Origin of the sequence: Shewanella inventionis (genome assembly GCF_019931735.1) — a bacterium.
Lineage (GTDB): Bacteria > Pseudomonadota > Gammaproteobacteria > Enterobacterales > Shewanellaceae > Shewanella > Shewanella inventionis.
In genome coordinates this window covers 4763373-4783972 of record NZ_CP082926.1, presented here as the reverse complement: position 1 = coordinate 4783972, position 20600 = coordinate 4763373, and the positions used below count along the sequence as shown (strand labels likewise).

The window sequence follows — 20600 nt, the reverse complement described above, 5'->3', positions numbered from 1 at the left end:
ATAAAAAATTGTTTATAATACAATAATAGGCCTGTATGTATTGCTAAATATAGGAAGAGTAGATTATTTACTCCGAGAGCCCATAAGTGTGATCCGATTATCCTTATGACTACTCGTTGCGTAATACCATGATGCCGATCGGTCAATACCATTCAAGCCGATCACTTTTTTGTTCGCCAGTAGACCTCCGTAAAATCTAGCTTCAGTGATCGGCTTCAGTCAAGGTATTTAGTTTTTTTCGCATCGATTCGCCTTTTAATTCCAACTTTATTGCTCCGTGAACAAGTCGATCTAGAATCGCATCAGCATGTGTCGATTCTCCTATCATTTCATACCAATTTTCGATCGGTAATTGACTGGCAATTAATGTCGATTTTGTATCATATCTTGCATCAATTAATTCCAATAAATCACTACGTTGTTGAGCCGTTAATGGCTCTAATCCCCAATCATCTAAGATCAGTAAATTAGCAGAGCTAAGCTTATTGATCAGTTTTCGATAACTACCATCGGCTTGCGCTAAGAACATCTTTTCTAATAGCTCCTTGAGCCTAAAATAATAAACGCTACTCCCTTGTTGGCAGTGGTTTTGACCAAGAGCGCAAGCGAGGTAAGTTTTTCCACACCCCGTTGCTCCCGTAATCAAAATATTTTGGTGAAGGCGAAGCCATTCACCTTGTGCTAATGAACGGATCTGAGTTTTATCGAGTTGTCGTGCTGCGCCATAGTTGAGTTGAGCAAGCGTGCCGCCAACTCTGAACTTTGCTTGTCGAGTTAGGCGGTCAATTTTACGCTGGTCACGCTGCGTTATTTCATGCTCAAGCAATAAACTTAGCCGCTCTTCGAAGCTTTGTTCTACGTATAGATTAGGTTGTTCAAGTTGCTGTAATAGCGCATCACGTATGCCGCTTAGCTTTAAGTTACTTAACTGGTTATTGACTTGTTGATTGATATTTTTCATAAGATTTCCTTTGATTGGTTAGTTTTTATTAATGGTAATAGTTATTGCCGCGGATATTTTTATGATCAATATCTTGTAGCGAATCACCCTGAGCTTGTGGCAAGGGTTGCTTATCCAAGCCTTTTTCTAAGATGGTTTTCACTTGTTTTACGCGAGTAACACCTGTGGCTAATGCGCGATGACAGGCGGCTTCAAGACGTTGGTCTGTAAACTTCTTACCTAGGCTTAATAACCCCATACAAGCACGGTAGCTTTGCTCTGGATGCTTTTTAGCTTGCATCAATTGCATAACAAACTGCTCGGTTGATTTACCAAACTGACTTGCCCAGCGCTCAAATCGCTGCGGTGTCCATTGCTGTTGTTTTTGGTGAGCGATAGGCATATGTAGCTCAAGTGTTGTATGCGCACCTTCTCGGTATGATCTGGGGTGAACAGCGACTCGTATGCCTTGATGGTAGAGTGTCACCAATTTTCCTGAGGCATGTGCTTCAAGTTTTTGCTTGATCAAGGTATGTGGCACTGAGTAATAGTGCTTTTCAATCTCAATATGATAATCAATATGTACGCTCACTTGTTTCACTAAGGTGTAGCTGTAAGGCAGCATGGGCAATGGTTTTAACGCTGGTTTATCAATGGCTTCAAATTGACTTAATCGTGAGCCAGGATGTTTTTTCATTTGTCGCTGATTTAAATCGATGAGTAATTCTTGAATCTTTAGATTTAATTGACGCAAGCTAAAGAAGGTTTCATTACGAAGACGTGCCATGATCCAACGTTCAACAATTTGTACACCCACTTCAGCCTTGGCTTTATCCTTTGGTTTATAGGGTCTTGCAGGCACAATGACGGTATCGTAATGCGTCGCTAGTTGTTGGTAGGTTGGGTTTAAGTCAGGCTCATATCGGCAGGGTTTGGTGACGGCACTTTTAAGGTTGTCAGGAATGATCTGCTCAGGAACACCACCAAGAAACTCAAAACAACGGGCATGACTCATCACCCAATCTTCAAGTTTCTGGCTGTAAGTCGCTTCGGCATAGGTATAATTTGATGCCCCCATGACCGCGACGAACACTTGTGCAGTACGGCATTCGCCTGTACTTCTATCAACAATACTCATGGTTGGGCCACAGTAATCCACAAACAGTTTTTCACCAGCTTTATGGTTTTGTCGCATCGAGGGTTTTTGGCATTTAAGCCATGCCTTGTACTGACGGCAGAAGTGAGTGTAACTGTAAAAACCTTCCGCGTGCCGCTCTTTGTATTCTTCCCAAAGCAGCAACAACGTCATGGTTTTAGGCCGAAGCTCTTGTTGAACTAACGACCAGTCAGGAATGGTAAAGCCTTTTAAACGAGGCTTTGTTTTGAAAAACGCTTGTTGTAGAGCGTTATCATCCCACTTCTCATCAAGCGGCCAGCAAGTAATGTCTAGCTCTGCTGATTTACAGGCATATTTAGACACGATTGAGGGTGAAACAGATAAGCTTTTTGCTATCTGACGATGACTGAGTTTACAGCCGTATTTTAGTCTTAAAATTTCTTTGAGTTTACGCATTGAAATAGGTGCCGTTGGCATGGTCATTCTCATCATCAAAAATGAAAAGAATAACGGTTAAAAACACCTACTGGCAGACAAAAAAGTACAAAAAACGAACGGTACTATTCAAGCCGATCACTCAATACTATTTTGACCGAAAAGTGATCGGCATCGATGGTATTGAGTGATCGCGATGAATGGTATTAGGTGATCGGCTTAGATGGTATTAGGTGATCGCGATGCATGAGAATATGCACTCGTCGCACATGCTTCGTTCAATTGTATTATTTAAACAGACTAGTTTCTTTCCGATAACTCAATTTCGAGACCAAACACAACCCTAAAAACTAGTTGAATTGGAGGTACTAATTATTAATAACCATAAGATTCAATGTTTTGTTATAAAAGCCTACCTTCATTTTGCTAAACTATATTTCTCACGAAAAGCAAAAATATTAGGTGTTCTAAACAATGTATATTTTACTTCTCTAACTAGCTATATATCGTGGCTAGAGAAGATTCGTTTTTGAACAATATTCAGCGGTATCCTGATTGTAAGCGTCCAGCCAAGCACACCTAACAAGCCTGTCACCATTTAATTACCCTAGTTCCAAAATTCAAAAGGAACTAGGGCATGACTAAAAAGAGAGCTAAGCATAACTGGCCAGACCTGCTGGCCTATCAGCAAGAGAGTGGCTTAACGGTGGCAGACTTCTGCTCCATACATAAAATCAGCCCCTCTTCGTTTTATCTCAATAAACAGCGAAGTACGAAGGAAAATAGCTTTGTTGAAGCGAAGGTTGTTCGGAAGGTTTCTGAAGAAGTTACTCAGATTACCGCACGCTGTGCACAAACTATCACACTAATGACGCAAGCCGGAGAGCTATCTTTCCCAGACTCGATATCATCTGACTTTTTAATCAGGCTGATAAAGGGCTTATCATGAAGGTGTTTGTGTCGCCTCCTCGTATTTATCTTCACCGGCAGTTTGTTGATTTCAGGAAATCGATTAATGGTTTGTCTGTGATCATTGAATCAGAGATGGATCTACCAGTCATGAGTGGTGCTTTATTCATCTTCTGCAACAAAGCTAAAGACAAACTGAAGATATTATATTGGGATAAAACAGGCTTTGCTTTATGGTACAAACGATTGGAGAAAGACAAGTTTAAGTGGCCGAGCAGAGCGAACGAAGATTGTATGGAACTGACTGAACAGCAACTAGCCTGGCTGCTCGACGGCTATGATGTGATTGGTCACCAGGAGGTCAAATATCAAACTATAGCGCTATAAAATATAGAAAATAGCTTAAACAAAAACAGCAAGTTAGCGTGCTATTTGTTAGAATAGCGGACATGAAAACAGACTTAGACTCGCTTCCTAACGACCTTGAATCACTCAAAAAAATCATTGCACAGCAAAGTGCAACGATCGCCTACCTCGAAGAAAAGTTCCGCTTAGCTCAGCATAAACAGTTTGGTAAAAGTACCGAAGGCTACCCTGGTCAGGGTGAGTTATTTAATGAGCTTGAACAACTTTTAGATCAGCTTGAAACGGAACCTGTTGAAGCTGAAAAAGAATCCATCACTTACGAACGCAAGAAACCTGTTCGCAAGCCTTTACCGAAAGAGCTGCCACGCGAAGTCATCACTCACGATCTAGCCGATGAAGATAAAAGCTGTGATGACTGCGGCAACGACTTACACCGCATGGGTGAAGATAAGAGTGAGCAGCTTGAGTTTATCCCAGCACAGATCAAAGTTATTGAACATGTTCGACCCAAATATAGCTGTCGTCACTGCGAAAAAAGTTCGACAAAAGTTGGAATCAAGCAAGCACCAGTCCCTGTATCGCCAATCCCGAAGAGTTTTGCAACCGCGAGCTTGTTAAGTCAGATCATCACGAGTAAATATCAATACGGCTTACCGCTTTACCGACAAGAAAGTCTGTTTAAAGAATACGGTATTCCACTGAGCCGACAAACGATGTCGAACTGGCTAATAAAATGTGCAGGCTTACTCAAACCACTTTATGACACGCTGCATCAACACCTCTTGCAGCAGAAAGTAATCCAAGCAGATGAAACGACACTCAAAGTAATCGAGTCGGACAAAGCCAAATGCTATATGTGGTTATATTGTACGGGCACAGACTCACCAGACAGTAATCACACAGACACCCCCAATATTGTTCTGTACGACTTCCATGAAAGTCGCGCAAGCCAATGCGCCGTTGATTTTTTGCAAGGTCACTCAGGTTATTTGCAGGTAGATGGCTATCAAGGTTATGAATCAACTCAAGCAAGCTTGGCAGGTTGTTGGGCGCATGCGCGCCGAAAATTCAAAGAGGCGGACATTGCACAAGGCAAAGGCAAGCCTAAAGCAGGTAAAGCGACTTGGGCGATTAGCCACATCAAAAAACTCTACCGCATTGAGGCCTTGATTAAAGACAAATCGCCAGCCGAAAAGCAAGCATATCGACTAGAACATGCAAGCCCCTTACTCGAAGAGTATAAGGCTTGGCTAGATACCTATACATACATGCAGCGCGTCCAAAACCCAAAGCAGGTTCCTTTTCCTCATGAAAAAAGAATGCGCTTGAACTAAATTCAAATAGAATACCTGCTACATTACGACCTGCATTTTTGTTTGATACATCTTGCTGCTCTCTAGCGAAATCTGTAATTTCTTTTTGTATTTTCATGTCAAACAGACGCACATCGCTTGTTGCTGTAACAGTCCCCTCAGGCAAGAGTACATCAGTCACATCCAGTGCTATCAAGCCATACTTATTTTTACGATTTGCACCAATACGTGTATCTATCTGATTTGATGCTTCTTTCATACGAAATGCTAATTTTTTCAAAGATTTTATACGTTTGCACTCTACATATAATCTGTCTTTACCAATAGTAACAACCACATCGCAGTCATCCGTTAGGTCGACTTCATAGCCGCCTTTGAGAAACCTAGAGGCAATGTTTAGCTCAAATGCGAAATCTCGTGCAGGGTCATCATTTTGTCCTTTTTTGTTCTTTTTGATTGCTTCGGCACGTATGCTTTTACCAGACATGACATGCTTAATACGAACTTTTAAGCCTTCGTGTTTACCATCCTTAAAAGTATTCCACAAACGGATGATCTGGCACGCTTCGGTCGCTGCTTGCATAAAATGATAGAAATCATCAATTAAGTCTCGTACCGTAGGTGCTTTTGCTCCGGGGTTTACAAATGTTTTTAGCTGCCGCTCGTAGTCGCCCATTCGAGTACTTTTATATGGAAAACCTATCTCTTCTGATAACCATTGACATGCTTCTGAGAATTCTTTTTTACGATCTGTAAACTCTCCGTGATACATTCCAGTTTTACTTATTTCTAACGTTGAGATACTCATAACTCTCCGAACTCATTTGATTTATAACGCCCCACACAGTTGCCGACAAATAAGCGCGGCGTTTTGGCGGTCCCTGCAACCAACGGGAGCGACTGCTGCGGATTGTTAAATTAATGTACTTAGGTCGATAGGCGACCAGCAGCGTAGCCGACTCCAATAGCCCAGGTTGTTTCGAACACTGAACTTAAAAGAATACGAGCACGAGCTTTTAATGTTTTTACCATAGACACCTCCTCATCGTTGTCTGCTGTGGTTGATAGAACCAGTTGGATACTTACGTACCGAATAAGCACAAAAATAAGGGCTACGGAGCCAACAAACGCCCAAGGAATCATCTCCCCTATCAGCCTAAATACACTCAAAGTTAAGTTACTTTACCACCACTGAATCGCCAGTCACTTTGTTGCATTACTATAATGTGGTCAACAATCATGTCCTAGAATCTTCCAGCAAACGATGTCGAAACATTAATGGGGCAGAAATGTGTTACTTCTCCTCCGTTTCTGCCTGCAAAAAGTACCAAAATATCAAACTTTAATATGAACTCACAAAATTAGCAGTCATTAGATAAATCAAAACTAGTAACCACCAAGGTGATGTGGTTTGAGTAAAATGCTGCAACTTTTGCCAGTTGCCAATTTAAATCTTGATCCATTCGCTAAATTTTTGATTACTTATTAGGGGTGTAACCCTCCCTTAAAAAGCTCAGGGTTTTCATATAAAAGATCACGAATGTAATACTAGAACTTATTAGGTTAATCTAAATTGATTTTATGCTTTTCTCTTGGCGGCATTATCTCTTCGAACTCGCAATTTAATGCATTGGCTAATTTGTATAATGTTGCTAATTTTATATTAACTAAGCCTCGCTCCATCTTGCCGTAATTGCCTCTTTCGATACCGACATACGCAGCAAATGCTTCTTGAGAGTAGCCCGCCTCCTTACGTTTTTCGCGCAACATGCCACCAAACTGCTTAACTAAATCACTCACCCGATGTTCCCTTAGGTAAATGATTAGATTTTCATGTTGAGCGCTCAAGCACCACGCCCTATAATACCCATTATTAATTTTTAATTGATTAGGATTTACTTTGAAATTGGACCCTTTTGTTGCTCAAATTATTCTGAAAAAGCATTTTGACAACTTCAGCACGAATGATGTCCGTTCAGACTATTTGGCATTAAAAGGTGATGACGCTTTAGATCCTTCCATTATTCGAAAAAAAATATATGCCGAACTTTTAAAGCTGGTTAGGAGGGGCTGGCTAACAAAAGTGATATCGAAACCCAAAGGGTTAACTCGCTTTAAAAAAACAGTGGATTTTGACATTGAAGCGATAGCACTAAAGACCAAACCTGAATCAACAGCTTTAATCAATAAGCGGGATAACAAGCAAGAGCAACTGCTTGGGAAGTTGAATCACTATAAAGCTGAATTGTTATTGAATATTGGAGAATCTGAGGCATACAAAGAGCTTTATTCAGAGTTCCCTGAGTTAGTCGACACGATACAGCCCCAATACAATCTAGCCAGAGATAATAACACTAAGATACTAGGGAAGATTAGGGCCATTGAAGGTTTACTTAAGCAAGAAAAACCATTTGAGAAAATATGAAACTGAGACAATGGCAAAAAAGTTGTATCAATAAAGCATCAAAGCAGTACTTAAGCGGCAATAATCACTTTTTAACCTTAGCAACTCCTGGAGCAGGTAAAACCTTGATGGCTTCAGAATTAGCCAATCACTTATTAAATAGCAATCTGATTGATTTAGTTATTTGTTTTTCACCTTCTTCGATTGTGTCCCAAGATTTCTGCCATAGCTTGCAATCAAGGATTAATCACAGATTTGATGGTTTGCTCGGTGCTAAAGGGCACTCTATGACTTATCAAAGCTTACTGCATCTTGATGGAAGCTTTTGGGAACTACTCACTAGATATCGAGTGTTTGTCATATTTGATGAAATCCACCACTGTGCAGGCTCTAATATTGAAAATGCAAATGCGTGGGGAGAGCAAATAATATTAAACATTCAAGGTAAAGCGAAGTATACATTAGCATTATCAGGAACTCCTTGGCGCTCAGATGCTGCTCCTATCGTTCTGTCAAAATATACAAATCCTGACAACAAAATATCATGTGATTACGTTTATGGCCTTTCTGAGGCCATTACAGACGATGTTTGCCGCGTCCCACAAATCATTGCCGTTGATAATAATAATATTTCAGTGATTGATCACGATGATACTAAAACGTATACCAGTTTTGGGGCTTTGCTATCTCAGTCAATTGTTTCCTATCAAGAGGTTATTGAAAACGAAAAGGTCATTAACTACATCATTTCATCTGCCCAAAAAAAACTAGCTGCAATAAGGACAAAGAACTCTGACGCGGCAGCATTAATCGTTGCCTCGTCCATTGAGCATGCACAACTGATATCAAGGTTAATGAAAGCTAACTTTAATGAAGAAGCCGTTGTAGTTACTTACCGAGAAAATGAACCAAGTTCTATCATTCAACAATTTAGACAAGCAAGTACTAAGTGGATTATTTCAGTTGGAATGATAAGTGAAGGAACGAATATCCCTCGTTTACAAGTTTGTTGTCATCTAACCAATATCAAAACAGAAATGCATTTTAGGCAGATTTTGGGCCGAATACTGAGAATGACAACCTCCAAGAATCAAGAAGCCATTTTGTACATGCCAGCAGAACCAAAGCTTTTAGAATTTGCATATCGTGTTAAGCAAGATGTGCCTTTTGAAGCTGATGTGGTTCAGTTTGAAGATATGAAGGAAAGTGATGAAAGTCATTCTAATGATGTAACTGCGGCAGAGGTTTCATTTGGTAAGGGAGGGAAAACTAGGCCTAGTTTAGAACTGAAACTCCCTGAGGATGATAGCTTTACTGATTATCCAACCTTTAACGGAAAGAGTGAAACCATTGAAGAACACTTTTTAGCAACTTCATATGACAAAGTTGTTAATGTTTTCGGACGATTTAGACAAGAGTCAATAGCATTGGGATTAAGTGAATTACGTTGATATTAGCCGTCATTGTTTATTTAGATTTGTGACTAGATTGAGCAAGTCGGCAGTAATACACCTGAGTTAGTCAGATTATTAATGGCTTGAACAGCTAAATCAAATGAACCCATAATTTTTGAAATTTTTAGGTGGCTGTACAGAAAAGGGAGTATCTATTTTCAACAGCCTTTTGATAAGGAAACCATAATTAATGGTGTCACCATTTTAATAGCAGAGTGTGTCAATTTACAATTTTTGACAGAGTTTCTCTTTTGCCTCTAAAAAACTAGGCTACGAACAAACTTTTGGACAAACGTACCAACAACGAAAGGCTAACAACATGGTGAGTAATATTGAGTTTCGATATAGACTAGATTAACAATGACGGTGCTCTTATTTTGATTCTGTAACTTTATCAAATAAAGTGTAACCGTCTAGCGAACCACACCTCGCATCATTAATCTGACTATCTGAAAATACTTGCTCAATGATAAATTTGGAGCAGGTGATGAAAACATATAGAACTGCGACACAGTGGCTAGGGTTACTTCAGCAGCGTAGCAATTTCAAAGGCACTAATGTTGAATTCTGCCAACATCATAATGTCTCGATTACCACTTATTATAAACAACGTGCTTTACAGGCTGAGAACCAGCAAAAAACAACCTTACCAAAGCGCGCTACATCATCACGCTTTATTCAACTAAAACAAACCACCACTGACGTCTGCGAGTACACTCATCAAAATACACTGCAGTTTGATACCCGCACCGGCCAACTCACCCAAATTTATTGAAGCCAAAAAGCTGCAAGGTAAAAATAAAACCGGCAAAGCGGATGTGGTATTGAGCCTTATCCAAAAACTGTACGGCGTTGAGTCACGCGTTAAAGATAAAAGTGCGGATGATAAATACAGAACAAGACAAGCAGTTAGTGTGCCTATACTGGACAAGCTAAAAAATTGGCTTGAGCAAAACCAACCGAATTTAGTGGGTAATACCAAACTGATAGAGGCAGCTAATTACCTGGCTAATCAATGGCACAAACTTATTCGTTATGTTGATGATGGCAGATTGAGTATTGATAATAATCGTGCAGAGCGAGCGGTAAAACCGTTTGTGATTGGCCGCAAAAATTGGTTATTTAGCCACACGGCCAACGGGGCTCATGCCAGTGCCACGCTTTACAGCATTGTAGAAACCGCAAAGGTTAATGGCTTAGTGCCATTTGATTACATCATGGCTTGCCTTAATGAACTGTGCCAACCAGTACCGGATATAGACAGCCTGTTACCCTGGAATTTTAAAAGGTAGGTGTAGTTGCCCAGACGTTTACAATAAAGTCAACTTACACTTAAACCTATGAGGTGATAAACATGCCAGAAGTAAAAAACCACGGTGGGTATCGTCAAGGAGCGGGTAGAAAAACTAAATATGAAAAAACAACGGTAATGCGAGTACCTGAAAGAATAAAGAGGTCATTAAGCAGCTGATAATACACTTGGACAATACCGCTGGACTAAATCACCATTTTAACGAATCTGAATCAGAATCTGTATTTTTACGTTCTTTAGAGGATAAAAAGCAACATATAACTTACGTTACAAACCCTTTAAATGAGCTTTAGTTGTCTAGCTTAAACTTGATAAAGTTACAAAATCAAGGTGAATGGTTTTAAGTATGGCTTCAATTTCTATATCCAATCAAACCTTGCTACCTTTTACACCACTCATCACAGCAGCAAAACTCATTTCTGGACAATTCCGAGTTACGATGAACAAGTACAGCTGAACTTTCTGATAACGTATTCTATGCCAAACACATCAATTGACGACAAAGTAGTGGCCAATTTTGCTAAACCACTACATTCGAAAAGATATACAAACTGTCTGAAGCGCTAGAGTGCGATGTCAAAGATATTCTACCTTAATATAAAGTAACTTTTTTCGTGGTTCAAATTACCTGATAGGTTTTACTACTTCTGGAATTAATTCTGAAAGGCGAGATTCAAGTTCTTTTACTCTTTGAATTAACATTAATTCTCTGTTTAGCACCTGATGATAAAGAGCCTCACTCATGATTAATTTTTCTTTTTTATTCTTAAGTTGTTGCTCCAGTTTTTGAATTCTGCTCATTGGAGGGGAATATTTTTTTGCAGATTTTTTTATTTCGTTAATTAGCGTTTGATAATGCTTTCCTCTTGACGGTTTAATTGCTCCTATTCCTACACCAGCTTCTAAACATACCGAGTTTTGAGTGATTTTGTATTCTCCATTTTTCAAAACATTTGGTTTATTGTTTATTAGCCTTTCTAGTGCTGAATAATAGTTATCTAATGCGCTCATTTGGTTAACCTCACATTATTTTTTTGGGCAAATTTAAGTAATGCATCTAAATCAGCTTTTTCTGAATAGTATTCTATAGAGTTTGGATTTAATTCCGCCGCCTCCCTTTGTAAAATACTAATCCCCTCTTTCAATTTTGAAGGTTTGATAGCTGCTTGTTCACAGGTGAGGCAGGATATGAAACTGCGTGTTAGAAAGGAGTCACAAGGGTGGGTTGATGCACAACCACCTAATGCAGTCTCTTTATATGCTAGTTGTCCTGTTTTAAATTTCTTCATTGTTTGCGCTCTATTCTCTAATAAAATAGAGTTTTGTTCTTCTTTTGTATGTCCTTTTTCTCCTTTTTTATCAAGAGATAACCCGAGAGGCCCAAGTAGTGGTTCTTTGTCGAATAAAATATTGATTGCTTGAGCAGTAAAATCGGCAAGAGGCTTATTAAGTGCGTATACTTTTGCAATATGTTTATCACCAAGGCTAAATAGTCCTGAAGAGTTTTCTGCACCATTAGCATAGTAAAAGGTAACCTCTTTGAGTAAATGCTTTAGCTGTTGCTGAAGAGAGCCCATTGATACTAATCCACTTTGAGCTGCGTATACGGCCAATGAGCGTCTATATTGGTGAGAAGTAAAGTGCCATTCCTGAGAAACACAAAAGTTATCATTTATATCTCTCCAATTTCTTTCTGGGTCTATTCTTTCAAGGAAAGTAAGATCTTCCTCGGTGATGATAAAGATATCTCGATTGTAACAAGGGTTATTTTGAATATTTAAGTTAAATATATCTGGGCGTTTACCTCGAGGGTGATTTTTAGTTGTTGCTTTAAATCTAGTTAAGTAAATTGGACTAAGGAATAGGGGGCAAGGGTAAGTTGCATCATGTTTAAAACTCAGCCCTAGCTTTTTACCTATGGGGCGAGAAATAGCCTGCAATATTTTAATAACTCTTTCAATTTCCGAGCTAGTAACCCATTTTACATGTTTATTGCTACCTGTATATTTACTCGTATTCCCTATAATTCTTGCTCTAGGGCGGTTTTGGGATTTGTCCAAGTTTAAGCAATGGTAGTTCAGTTGTAGTACTTCATTACTTCTCATTCCAGTATAGAAATGAATGAGCTCTTTGCAGGCTCTCTGTATATCAGTCAAACGGCTCGGGATTGTTCTTCGACAATTTCCCCACTGCTGTTTTTCTGCGTAATTTTCTAAATTAAATTCTGAAATCCATACTTTTAAATCTACTTCTCGGGCTTGTAAAGAAGTAGTACTACGACCAGCATTCTCCTTTTTAAATACTCTTATTGTTGTTTCGTCAATTAGCTTACAAATGAGTTTCTCTAACCCAACTAAGTGAGGTTCAACGTCTTCAACTATTTGCCATAATTGTTGATGCTTTATCTTGTATATTCTTGGAGGTATAACAGCAACTTGTTTTCTTTGATACCTTAAGGCGCTGACTGACTTACTAACGAAGTTAGATAATGTATTAGTGTATGCAACATTAAATCCAGTTATACCTTTACCTAATCTTAGATAAAGGCTAAGAAAGGTTTGGGCTCCTTTCTGATAGTGTTCTTTTTGATGATTATGAATATAGATAGTGAGATTTTTTTCATTACTTAGTATTTCTGTGAGTGTTAATTCGTTTGCTATTGCATGTGAGGATAAGGGGCGGATAAAGGAATCAAAGACCCTGAGTAATGTTGAAACGGAAAGAGAATTTTTATTTCGTCCTTTACCGTGAAAATATACCAGAAACCATAACCATTTTGCTTCATCTCTGATTATGGAAGGAATTAAGTTAAAGTTAATTTTATTGGACTTCTCTCGTCTGGAATATAGTGAGAGATCATATAGATAATCACCATAAACATTAACTGTTTCTCCATTTAAGTCACGTGAAATGACAAAGTTTTTTTCTGGAGGCTTAGGTTTTCCTGAGTGGTACGTATACATATCAGATCTGAAAGAATTAACGATAAATTTCTCATTTGTTTTAGGTTCTTTTTTCATTTTATTACACCAAGCTGAATATAAATTTCTAGTTTACGCTGCCAATAATTGGTAAGTAAGCCATGTTTAAATACTCGTTCGGAAATGGTATTAATGATCTGATAATTATCATTTTTTTGCTTTTTAATGTCACTAATTAAAGAGTCAATTATCTTAATTGTGCTTCCATAAACCTTCTCGAAATGCTGAATGTTTGCTGCGTTATCTTTGCTTTCTAGAATGACATATTTCAAAGAAAGTAGTTTATGTATATCTTGCTCATCTCCGTGAATCCGATAGTTTTTGCAATGCAAGCACCCCTCATTTGTTGAGCAATCTAATTTGACTGGAGACTTCGTTATTGCTTCAGGTTTATAAGGTTCAAGGCAACCACCAACTTCGGTATTAATTTTTATTTCTTTTTCTCGTAAAACTCGTGACAAATTAGTATAAAAATTGGTCATTTCATTCAGACTCGTTTCTTCATCTCTGCCAGAGTAATTTCGAAGATTTCTTTCAAGGCTATGCTGTAAAACCCATGCAGAAGCTAAATGCCCATGTTTTTTTCTAATCCAGATTCCTTTTGTTACACGTAACTCTCCAGAGGAGCCAATTCCATAGGCTTTTCCAAAAGCCTTAATAAAAGATTGTCGACATTTGTATGAAGCACCGCCAAAAAGAGGAAAGGTGTTTATCTCTTTGTACACTGTTCCGATTAATAAGTTGGTTAGACTTGCTTTACCGTTAGGATAGTTATCAATTAGGTATTTTCTCAGTTGTAGGTACTTAATAAAATCAGGAATAAATTCTGTTTGTAATTTAAATTTTACTTCCTTTCCTCCAGCTCTCCATTTTATAGTTTTAAAGTTTATTGAAACTTTTTTAATTTCGTAATCCCCTTCAAACTTTAAGTTCGCTGCAGTAGTATCATTCATTCCCGTTATAATTAAAAAGTGCATAAAGTAAGCTTTAAGTGCATATCCAATTAGTATTCTTCTATTAGTTGAAAAAGGAGTGTTGGCATTAGCATGAGTAATATTTCTTTTGTATAGAGTTCTTTGAGCTTTTAGCTTACTTATGTTGTACAACTCCATGAGCTCTTCGGCTGAGTAGGTGGCACATGTTTGATAGTTAAAGGTATTTATGTAAGAACTTTTATTTTTTTGAGGGTTAAATATATGTTTAGTTGTAGGAGAAATGAAGATTGTTTCGTTAACAGTTTTTAGCTTTTGAGGTAAAATTTGATGTTCAATTATAATATCTGTTAAACGTCGAAAAACTTGTGTGTAAAAAGTAAATTGTTTTGCTAGTTCATCATCACTTAAAGGTTGGTTGCTTTCTGCTTGAAGTGAATTTTCACTTATTAGTTTTACTCCTGAAGTATAAAATGAAGTGTCAACTTTATTGTTAAAAAGTAAAGTTGAAAAATCAATTGCTGCATTTTGCTTATTGCGAGCAGAAATAGTAGATAGTCCAATTTTTCTCAATTTATCATAGATGTTAATATTGTGTTGGAGATAGTTTATATAACGAACTAAAGATTCTTTTGCTGAGGTAGGGTTTTTAGGAGTTGAATCTTTATTTAACCAGATAATGTAATGAAACATCTCTCTACATAAATAGTATAGAGTTTGAGAGTTTATTCCTGATTGATATTTAATTGAAATAATTATTAAGACTGTTTTTACAAATTCTTGATAATTAGATGTTCTACTATTTTTTTTAACTAATATAGTAGTGTTGTCAGTATGTTTTTTGATTAATTTATCATAGCTTATTTCGGCAAATGTAATTTTACTATGGCATTGTAAAACAATTTCATCCAAACTTTCTATTTGAGAAAGAGACTCGTCATCTTCATAATATTTAAGAAGTTCTTCTAAATTAATTAATTTTACATTTAACTTCTCCCAGTCAGAAGGGCTTTTTATATTCAAACTAGACCTTCCATGAGTAACTTTAGATGTTGTTCATAAGAGTTTTGAAAACCCTCTGCTAAGTTTACTTTTTCATCAAAATGTAAATATTGTTCGGTTGTATGTAAACTTGCATGATTTAATCGTTTCTTAACGTATTGAAATATCAGTTCAATATTTTGGTTTTTTGTTAATTCACCACTTTCTTTTTCAAAAAGTTTAAAACCGAATCTAACAAGGTTCATTCCTGCCGTGGCTCGAGTATCGTGAAATTTATAATGGTTAACAAAGCCATTTCTTCGTAAGGCTGGAATTAGCCTGTCATGAATAAAGGTTTCTAATGCCTGTCCATTTGGCCTTTGCTTGAATGTGCCTATATAAGGGTCGTTTTTTCCTATATATAAAGGGTTACCATGTTGAGATAGAAATAAATATTGATCGTTTATATCGTGCATTGGTCGTTTGCTCTGAGCTTTCTCTAAACGACGGGTAGCTCTTTCCGAATTAAGATAGATTTGTGTTTTTTTGTATAGTAATAATGGAATCCAAATCTTTTCTAACTTATTAACATTCCTAGTATCTTTGCAATCGGCAAGGATACCTTTCCCAGGATGTGGCCCAGCGTAAAGGCAGACCATACCGTTACTATTAACTTCGGGCTCCTTGAGAAATTGATGTCTTCGATAAGTTAGGATTGTTTGTTTTCGTGCCCCAGTTATAAGACCGTGAAGGTGCACAAGTGTCATTTCAATTGAACCGACTTCTTTAAGTGTAAAAATTAGAGTTTTTTGCTCATCTATACTTAAGGGGCGAAGAGTTCCGCCGTCGATAATTTTTCCTTCAAAAGCTGCATTTTTTATATTTGCGTGTTTAATACCATGAACTTGAGATACATCAGAACTAATTACTCTATGATTTATATAGTTACCAGACTGTCCCCTATATTGAATATACCTCTCCTTCTCATCCCAAGGAGGGTATTGAAATTTAATTTTTTCTGTTTTGATTAAATAGCGATAAAATGAAACTAGATTCAACATTGTTACCTTTATAGTATTTGCTGAAATTTCTCTTATTTTCATCTTTTCATTCAGCATGAATCTATATCTACGTAAAGGGCTTTTTGCTCTCGATTTACATTCTTTGAAATTAATCTTCTCTGCAACGATGAACTCTGAAAAACCCTTGATAGATAGAGCTTTCCTATAGAGTTGCTGGTATGAAGGTAAAGCCTCAAACTTGTGAGTATTCTCTATTAAGCTCATAAGATAACAATTAGCTTCTTCCCAAGGGCTTGAGTCATGCAAGAGAATAATAGGTAGATGATTAAATTTAGTATGGTTTTGTTTTTTTTGGCAAGCGAAAACTTCGGTGTTTAAACTGCCTTGTTTTTTCTTATATGACAGTTTCTTAATTACATCACAACTTTCAATAAGTCTTGTTGTGAGTACAGGACGATAGAACCTAAAAGTTGGTATGACTACCAATCTCGGCTTTTCTCCTGCTAAATGTAATTCATACAATTTATTTAAATCCATGGATTCTCACGTAAATAGTTCCCCAATTTAAATTTCACAATAATGTAACAGCTGAAATCGTTTTTGTCTATTTTTTGTACATGCGGAGGTTGTGCATCAAAAAGTTTTAAAGGAAATACTTGTCCATTATTTTTTATCTTATCGAATGCTCCATATTCATATTAACTTATATGTATGGTGTGGTGAGCGAAAAGGGCGATTAAGAAAATTTTGCGGTTTAATATGCAAACCGGCAACAGAATGAATAGCTGCAACCTCAATGGCTTCATCGTACGTCAATGCCGGCAGCAGCGGGATAATTCGGTTAGCTAACATGCTTTTCCCTGTGCCAGGTGGCCCAAGAAAAAGTAGGTTGTGATTTCCTGCTGCAGCGATTTCTAGCCCTTGCTTTGCTTGATATTGGCCAATTACATCACTCATGCATAATAAATTGTCAGTAACTGGCGATTCGTCTATCCATTCGGGCTGGGTGTCGAGCAAAGGCAGTTGCGCTTGTCCATGTAAAAATGCGGCGAGATTTTGTAAATGCGCGACAAAATAGCTGTGGTTGTACCCTACTAATTCTGCTTCGTGGCGATTGTCGATAGGCATAAAAAAATGATGTTGGTCGTTACGAGCAGCAATTATGGCTGGTAATAGCCCGGTACACGGTCTGACTTGGCCTGAGAGCGCTAACTCTCCGACAAATTCACATTGGTTAAGCGCTTTGTTCGGTATTTGATTGGATGCCGCTAAAATCCCGACAGCAATCGGCAGGTCATAGCGCCCTCCTTGTTTTGGGAGATCAGCTGGCGCTAAGTTGACGGTAATGCGTCGTTGGGGAAATTCAAAACCCGCATTGATTAATGCGCTTCTGACTCGCTCTTTGGCTTCTTTTACTGAAGCTTCGGGTAACCCCACTAAATTAAAAGCAGGTAAACCATTGCTTAAATGAACTTCTACGGTGACTTTAGGTGCCTCAACACCACAACTTGCTCGAGTAAAAACACAGGCTATTGCCATTAACAAATCCTTTTGTTTGAATAATATACAAATGAAGGGATGAATACAGTCTAGCAGCGTTGAGGTTTTTTGCTGATTTTATGGTGGATCGCTCGGTATAATGAATCAAAATTTGTTCAATTGTGTTAACTAAACCTTGGTTATATTGCCGTGTTTTGAGTAGAATACGCGCGCTATTTTTATGTGGAGAAAGCGGCGTGAAGTTTTCTAAGGGGAATCATTTTAATATTGATGATTTATCAACTTGGACAGCATATCGAAAAAATCTTTGCGATACTTGTCGAGCAACCTGCTGCACGTTACCGGTCGAGGTGACCGTTAACGATTTGATTAGGATGGGGTTGGTTGACCCATTTGAAGCAGAAGGTGATCTTAAGGCTATCGCCAAAAGATTACAAAAAGCTAAAATAGTGGCGCACTTTTCTCATAAAACCGCTATTTTTACCTTAGCCCGAATGGCCAATGATGATTGTCTTTATCTTGATAGACATAGCCGACGTTGCACTATTTACCATCAACGCCCTGAGACCTGTCGAAATCATCCTCGAATTGGCCCCAAACCGAATTTTTGTCCTTTTGTTGTAAAACAAAATTAACGTGTTAAACGCGATAACCGCTACCCCATTATGCCTAAGTGCCTTGTGCCTAGGATAAAGAGAATATATGACTATTACTGATAGTTTCTTAATTATATTGTGCCTGATAGGCATAAGTTGCTTTTTTTCTATGTCTGAAATTGCCTTAGCCGCCTCACGTAAAATACGCCTGCAAACCATGGCGGATGAAGGTGATATCCGAGCGCAAAAAGTCCTAAAATTACAAGCGCATCCAGGGAGCTTTTTTACTGTGGTGCAAATTGGTTTAAATGCGGTTGCCATTATGGGCGGTATTGTGGGTGAGTCGGCATTTCGCCCGTATTTTGAGCAATTGTTATTACCGTTATTAGGTGATGAGTGGGGCTTGCAACTGAGCTTTATGTGCTCGTTTGTGACTGTGACATCGTTATTTATTTTATTTGCCGATCTTATGCCAAAGCGTATTGCGATGGTGATCCCTGAGCAAGTGGCTGTTACCTTTGTGATGCCGATTGCGTTTTGTATTACGGTTTTAAAACCTTTTGTGTGGATTTTTAACGGTCTGGCCAATGCGATTTTTAAACTGTTGCAGGTGCCTACAGCGCGCAACGATCAAGTTACTCACGATGATATTTACGCCATGATGACCGCCGGAACAGAAGCCGGTGTAATGGATAAAGGTGAGCAACAAATGATGGAAAACGTGTTTGAAATGCAGTCGGTGTCTGTCACTTCGGCCATGACAGCACGTGAAAGCTTGGTGTATTTTCTGCTGCAAGACACCGAAGAAGACATTAAGCAAAAAATAGCTAAAAACCCGCACAATAAGTTTTTAGTGTGTGATGGTCAGTTAGATATGATCAAAGGTTTTGTTGATGCAAAAGAGTTGCTTATTCGGGTAATCAATGGAGAAAAAATTACCCTTAAAGGCAGTACATTAGTGCACAACTGCTTAATTATTCCTGACACCTTAACCCTGTCTGAGTCGATGGAGTATTTTAAAAATAATCGTGCCGACTTTGCTGTGGTTATGAATGAATACGCATTAGTGGTGGGGATTGTGACCACTAACGATTTGCAAAGTGCAGTAATGGGCGCCTGGTCATTACATGAAAGTGAAGAGCAAATTGTTGCCCGTGATGGCAATTCTTGGCTGGTTGATGGGGTGACTCCTATTACCGATGTGATGCGAGCGTTTCAGATTGAAGAGTTTCCACATAACCAAAATTACGAAACGATTGCCGGTTTTATGATGTATATGTTGCGCAAAATTCCGAAGCGCACTGACTTTGTCAATTATGCGGGTTATAAATTTGAGGTGGTCGACATCGACTCGTACAAAGTCGACCAATTGTTGGTGACGCGTTTAGAAAATGATGCTCCACCTATGCCATAAGCCTTGAAGAAAGTATGTTCATCAAATAATCTCTAAAAACGCACTAATGATAGGATCATTGGTGCGTTTTTCTTTACAGCAACATCCCAGCTCAAATGCAGGAATGTCTACAGGTGATGCTAATGTTTGGATCCTATCTCGTACAGGGCTGTTATGGATCACTGCTTCAGGGCTGATGCCCACTCCGCACCCCAATGCCACCATAGATACAATGGCTTCTTGCCCCGACACCTGTGCATAAATATTGGGTTTAATTCCCATTTGCTTAAACCATTGGTCGATACGTTTTCGCCCTGGGCCGTGATCAGGCACTATGTAAGGTAATTTTGCCCATTCAATATTGGCCTGATTAACCCATTGCTGTACCTGGCATTGCATGGTTGGTGCTATCACCGAAATAGGCACTTTATCTATAGGAGTGAAATGTAGGGTATCGGGAAACACTTCGGGTAACGCAATGATGGCTATGTCTGCGCGATTTTTTTGGATCAGGCTGACTGCATTTGCAGGATCTCCGGTTGTGAGTTTAATGTCTACATGTGGATGGTCGCGACGAAATCGATCTAATAGAGCTGGTAGATGGCTGTATGCTGCGGTGACTGAGCAATATAGATTTAAAATACCGCGTAAATACTGTTGGCTAGGGTCGATACGGCTACGCAGTTGGCTCCAGTCTGCCAGGGTTTGTTCGGCAAAGCGTTTAAATTCTAATCCTGCATGGGTCATGGTAACGCTGCGATTATCGCGTTCAAATAACTTACTGCCGACTTCATCTTCTAAGCGTTGTAATGCTCGACTTAATGTGGATGGACTGACATGCGATTGCTCTGCCGTTTTAGCAAAGTGCAGGCTATCACACAGGTGCAAATACAATTTTAGAGAGCGTATGTCCATAATCGGTATTTCCGTAAAGTGAAGATAATT

Annotated in this window: 16 protein-coding genes and 3 pseudogenes; 9 read left to right on the top strand and 10 right to left on the bottom strand. The window is 38.5% G+C overall.

The window, feature by feature from the left end; genetic code table 11:
- Window positions 1-202: 202 nt before the first annotated feature.
- Window positions 203-961, bottom strand: a complete 759-nt coding sequence (istB, locus tag K8B83_RS21390) for an IS21-like element ISShfr5 family helper ATPase IstB (RefSeq protein WP_011637026.1) — start codon at window positions 959-961, stop codon at window positions 203-205.
- 28 nt (window positions 962-989) lie between these two features.
- Window positions 990-2534 carry an IS21-like element ISShfr5 family transposase gene (gene istA / locus K8B83_RS21385; RefSeq protein ID WP_223418788.1) on the bottom strand — a complete coding sequence of 515 codons (1545 nt, stop codon included), beginning with the start codon at window positions 2532-2534 and terminating at the stop codon, window positions 990-992.
- Between the two features lie 595 nt (window positions 2535-3129).
- On the opposite strand from istA, the gene tnpA reads away from it, so the two are divergent.
- The 3 genes and pseudogenes from tnpA to tnpC all read left to right on the top strand — a co-directional run.
- Complete coding sequence (gene tnpA, locus K8B83_RS21380) at window positions 3130-3441, top strand: IS66 family insertion sequence element accessory protein TnpA (protein ID WP_223418825.1); 312 nt, start codon at window positions 3130-3132, stop codon at window positions 3439-3441.
- A complete protein-coding gene (gene tnpB, locus K8B83_RS21375; protein WP_223418823.1) occupies window positions 3438-3788 on the top strand; it encodes an IS66 family insertion sequence element accessory protein TnpB in 351 nt (116 codons plus the stop codon). The genes tnpA and tnpB overlap by 4 nt, the downstream gene beginning before the upstream one ends.
- A gap of 62 nt (window positions 3789-3850) precedes the next feature.
- Window positions 3851-5023 (top strand): annotated as a pseudogene (gene tnpC, locus K8B83_RS21370) (IS66 family transposase); the annotation flags it as partial.
- On the opposite strand, the gene K8B83_RS21365 reads toward tnpC, so the two are convergent.
- Entirely contained in the window at window positions 4938-5888 is a 951-nt protein-coding gene (locus K8B83_RS21365) for a hypothetical protein (RefSeq protein ID WP_223418822.1), read from the bottom strand. The pseudogene tnpC and the gene K8B83_RS21365 sit on opposite strands and share 86 nt — an antisense overlap.
- A gap of 755 nt (window positions 5889-6643) precedes the next feature.
- Window positions 6644-6880 carry a helix-turn-helix domain-containing protein gene (locus K8B83_RS21360; protein WP_223418820.1) on the bottom strand — a complete coding sequence of 79 codons (237 nt, stop codon included), beginning with the start codon at window positions 6878-6880 and terminating at the stop codon, window positions 6644-6646.
- Window positions 6881-6980: 100 nt separating this feature from the next.
- Here K8B83_RS21360 and K8B83_RS21355 point away from each other — a divergent pair, with 100 nt between their 5' ends.
- The 4 genes and pseudogenes from K8B83_RS21355 to K8B83_RS21340 form a co-directional block, all read left to right on the top strand.
- Entirely contained in the window at window positions 6981-7505 is a 525-nt protein-coding gene (locus K8B83_RS21355) for a hypothetical protein (protein WP_223418818.1), read from the top strand.
- On the top strand, window positions 7502-8935 hold the full coding sequence (locus tag K8B83_RS21350) for a DEAD/DEAH box helicase (protein ID WP_223418816.1): 1434 nt from the start codon (window positions 7502-7504) through the stop codon (window positions 8933-8935). Before K8B83_RS21355 ends, K8B83_RS21350 begins: the two co-directional genes overlap by 4 nt.
- 490 nt (window positions 8936-9425) lie before the next feature.
- Window positions 9426-9713 carry an IS66 family insertion sequence element accessory protein TnpB gene (locus tag K8B83_RS21345; RefSeq protein ID WP_223418814.1) on the top strand — a complete coding sequence of 96 codons (288 nt, stop codon included), beginning with the start codon at window positions 9426-9428 and terminating at the stop codon, window positions 9711-9713.
- Window positions 9703-10230 (top strand): annotated as a pseudogene (locus tag K8B83_RS21340) (IS66 family transposase); the annotation flags it as partial. The gene K8B83_RS21345 and the pseudogene K8B83_RS21340, both read left to right, overlap by 11 nt.
- 644 nt (window positions 10231-10874) lie before the next feature.
- Here K8B83_RS21340 and K8B83_RS21335 read toward each other — a convergent pair.
- The 5 genes and pseudogenes from K8B83_RS21335 to K8B83_RS21315 form a co-directional block, all read right to left on the bottom strand.
- Entirely contained in the window at window positions 10875-11261 is a 387-nt protein-coding gene (locus K8B83_RS21335; RefSeq protein ID WP_223418812.1) for a hypothetical protein, read from the bottom strand.
- Window positions 11258-13270: a hypothetical protein gene (locus tag K8B83_RS21330; RefSeq protein WP_223418810.1), complete on the bottom strand. Its 2013-nt coding sequence runs from the start codon at window positions 13268-13270 to the stop codon at window positions 11258-11260. Before K8B83_RS21330 ends, K8B83_RS21335 begins: the two co-directional genes overlap by 4 nt.
- A complete protein-coding gene (locus K8B83_RS21325; protein ID WP_223418808.1) occupies window positions 13267-15186 on the bottom strand; it encodes a hypothetical protein in 1920 nt (639 codons plus the stop codon). Before K8B83_RS21325 ends, K8B83_RS21330 begins: the two co-directional genes overlap by 4 nt.
- The gene (locus K8B83_RS21320) at window positions 15183-16703 is read right to left on the bottom strand and encodes a site-specific integrase (RefSeq protein ID WP_223418806.1); all 1521 of its coding nucleotides are present in this window, start codon (window positions 16701-16703) and stop codon (window positions 15183-15185) included. Before K8B83_RS21320 ends, K8B83_RS21325 begins: the two co-directional genes overlap by 4 nt.
- A 171-nt stretch (window positions 16704-16874) precedes the next feature.
- A pseudogene (locus tag K8B83_RS21315) lies at window positions 16875-17705 on the bottom strand (YifB family Mg chelatase-like AAA ATPase); the annotation flags it as partial.
- A 197-nt stretch (window positions 17706-17902) separates the two neighbouring features.
- Between K8B83_RS21315 and K8B83_RS21310 the strand changes: the two are divergent.
- Together K8B83_RS21310 and K8B83_RS21305 are read left to right on the top strand one after the other, a co-directional pair.
- Window positions 17903-18301, top strand: coding sequence for a YkgJ family cysteine cluster protein (locus tag K8B83_RS21310; RefSeq protein WP_188736061.1), 399 nt, complete (start codon window positions 17903-17905; stop codon window positions 18299-18301).
- Window positions 18302-18368: 67 nt separating this feature from the next.
- The gene (locus tag K8B83_RS21305; RefSeq protein ID WP_188735640.1) at window positions 18369-19676 is read left to right on the top strand and encodes a hemolysin family protein; all 1308 of its coding nucleotides are present in this window, start codon (window positions 18369-18371) and stop codon (window positions 19674-19676) included.
- 21 nt (window positions 19677-19697) lie between these two features.
- Here the strand turns inward: K8B83_RS21305 and ilvY are convergent, their stop codons facing one another.
- Window positions 19698-20570 carry an HTH-type transcriptional activator IlvY gene (ilvY, locus tag K8B83_RS21300; RefSeq protein WP_188735638.1) on the bottom strand — a complete coding sequence of 291 codons (873 nt, stop codon included), beginning with the start codon at window positions 20568-20570 and terminating at the stop codon, window positions 19698-19700.
- Between the last annotated feature and the right edge of the window lie 30 nt (window positions 20571-20600).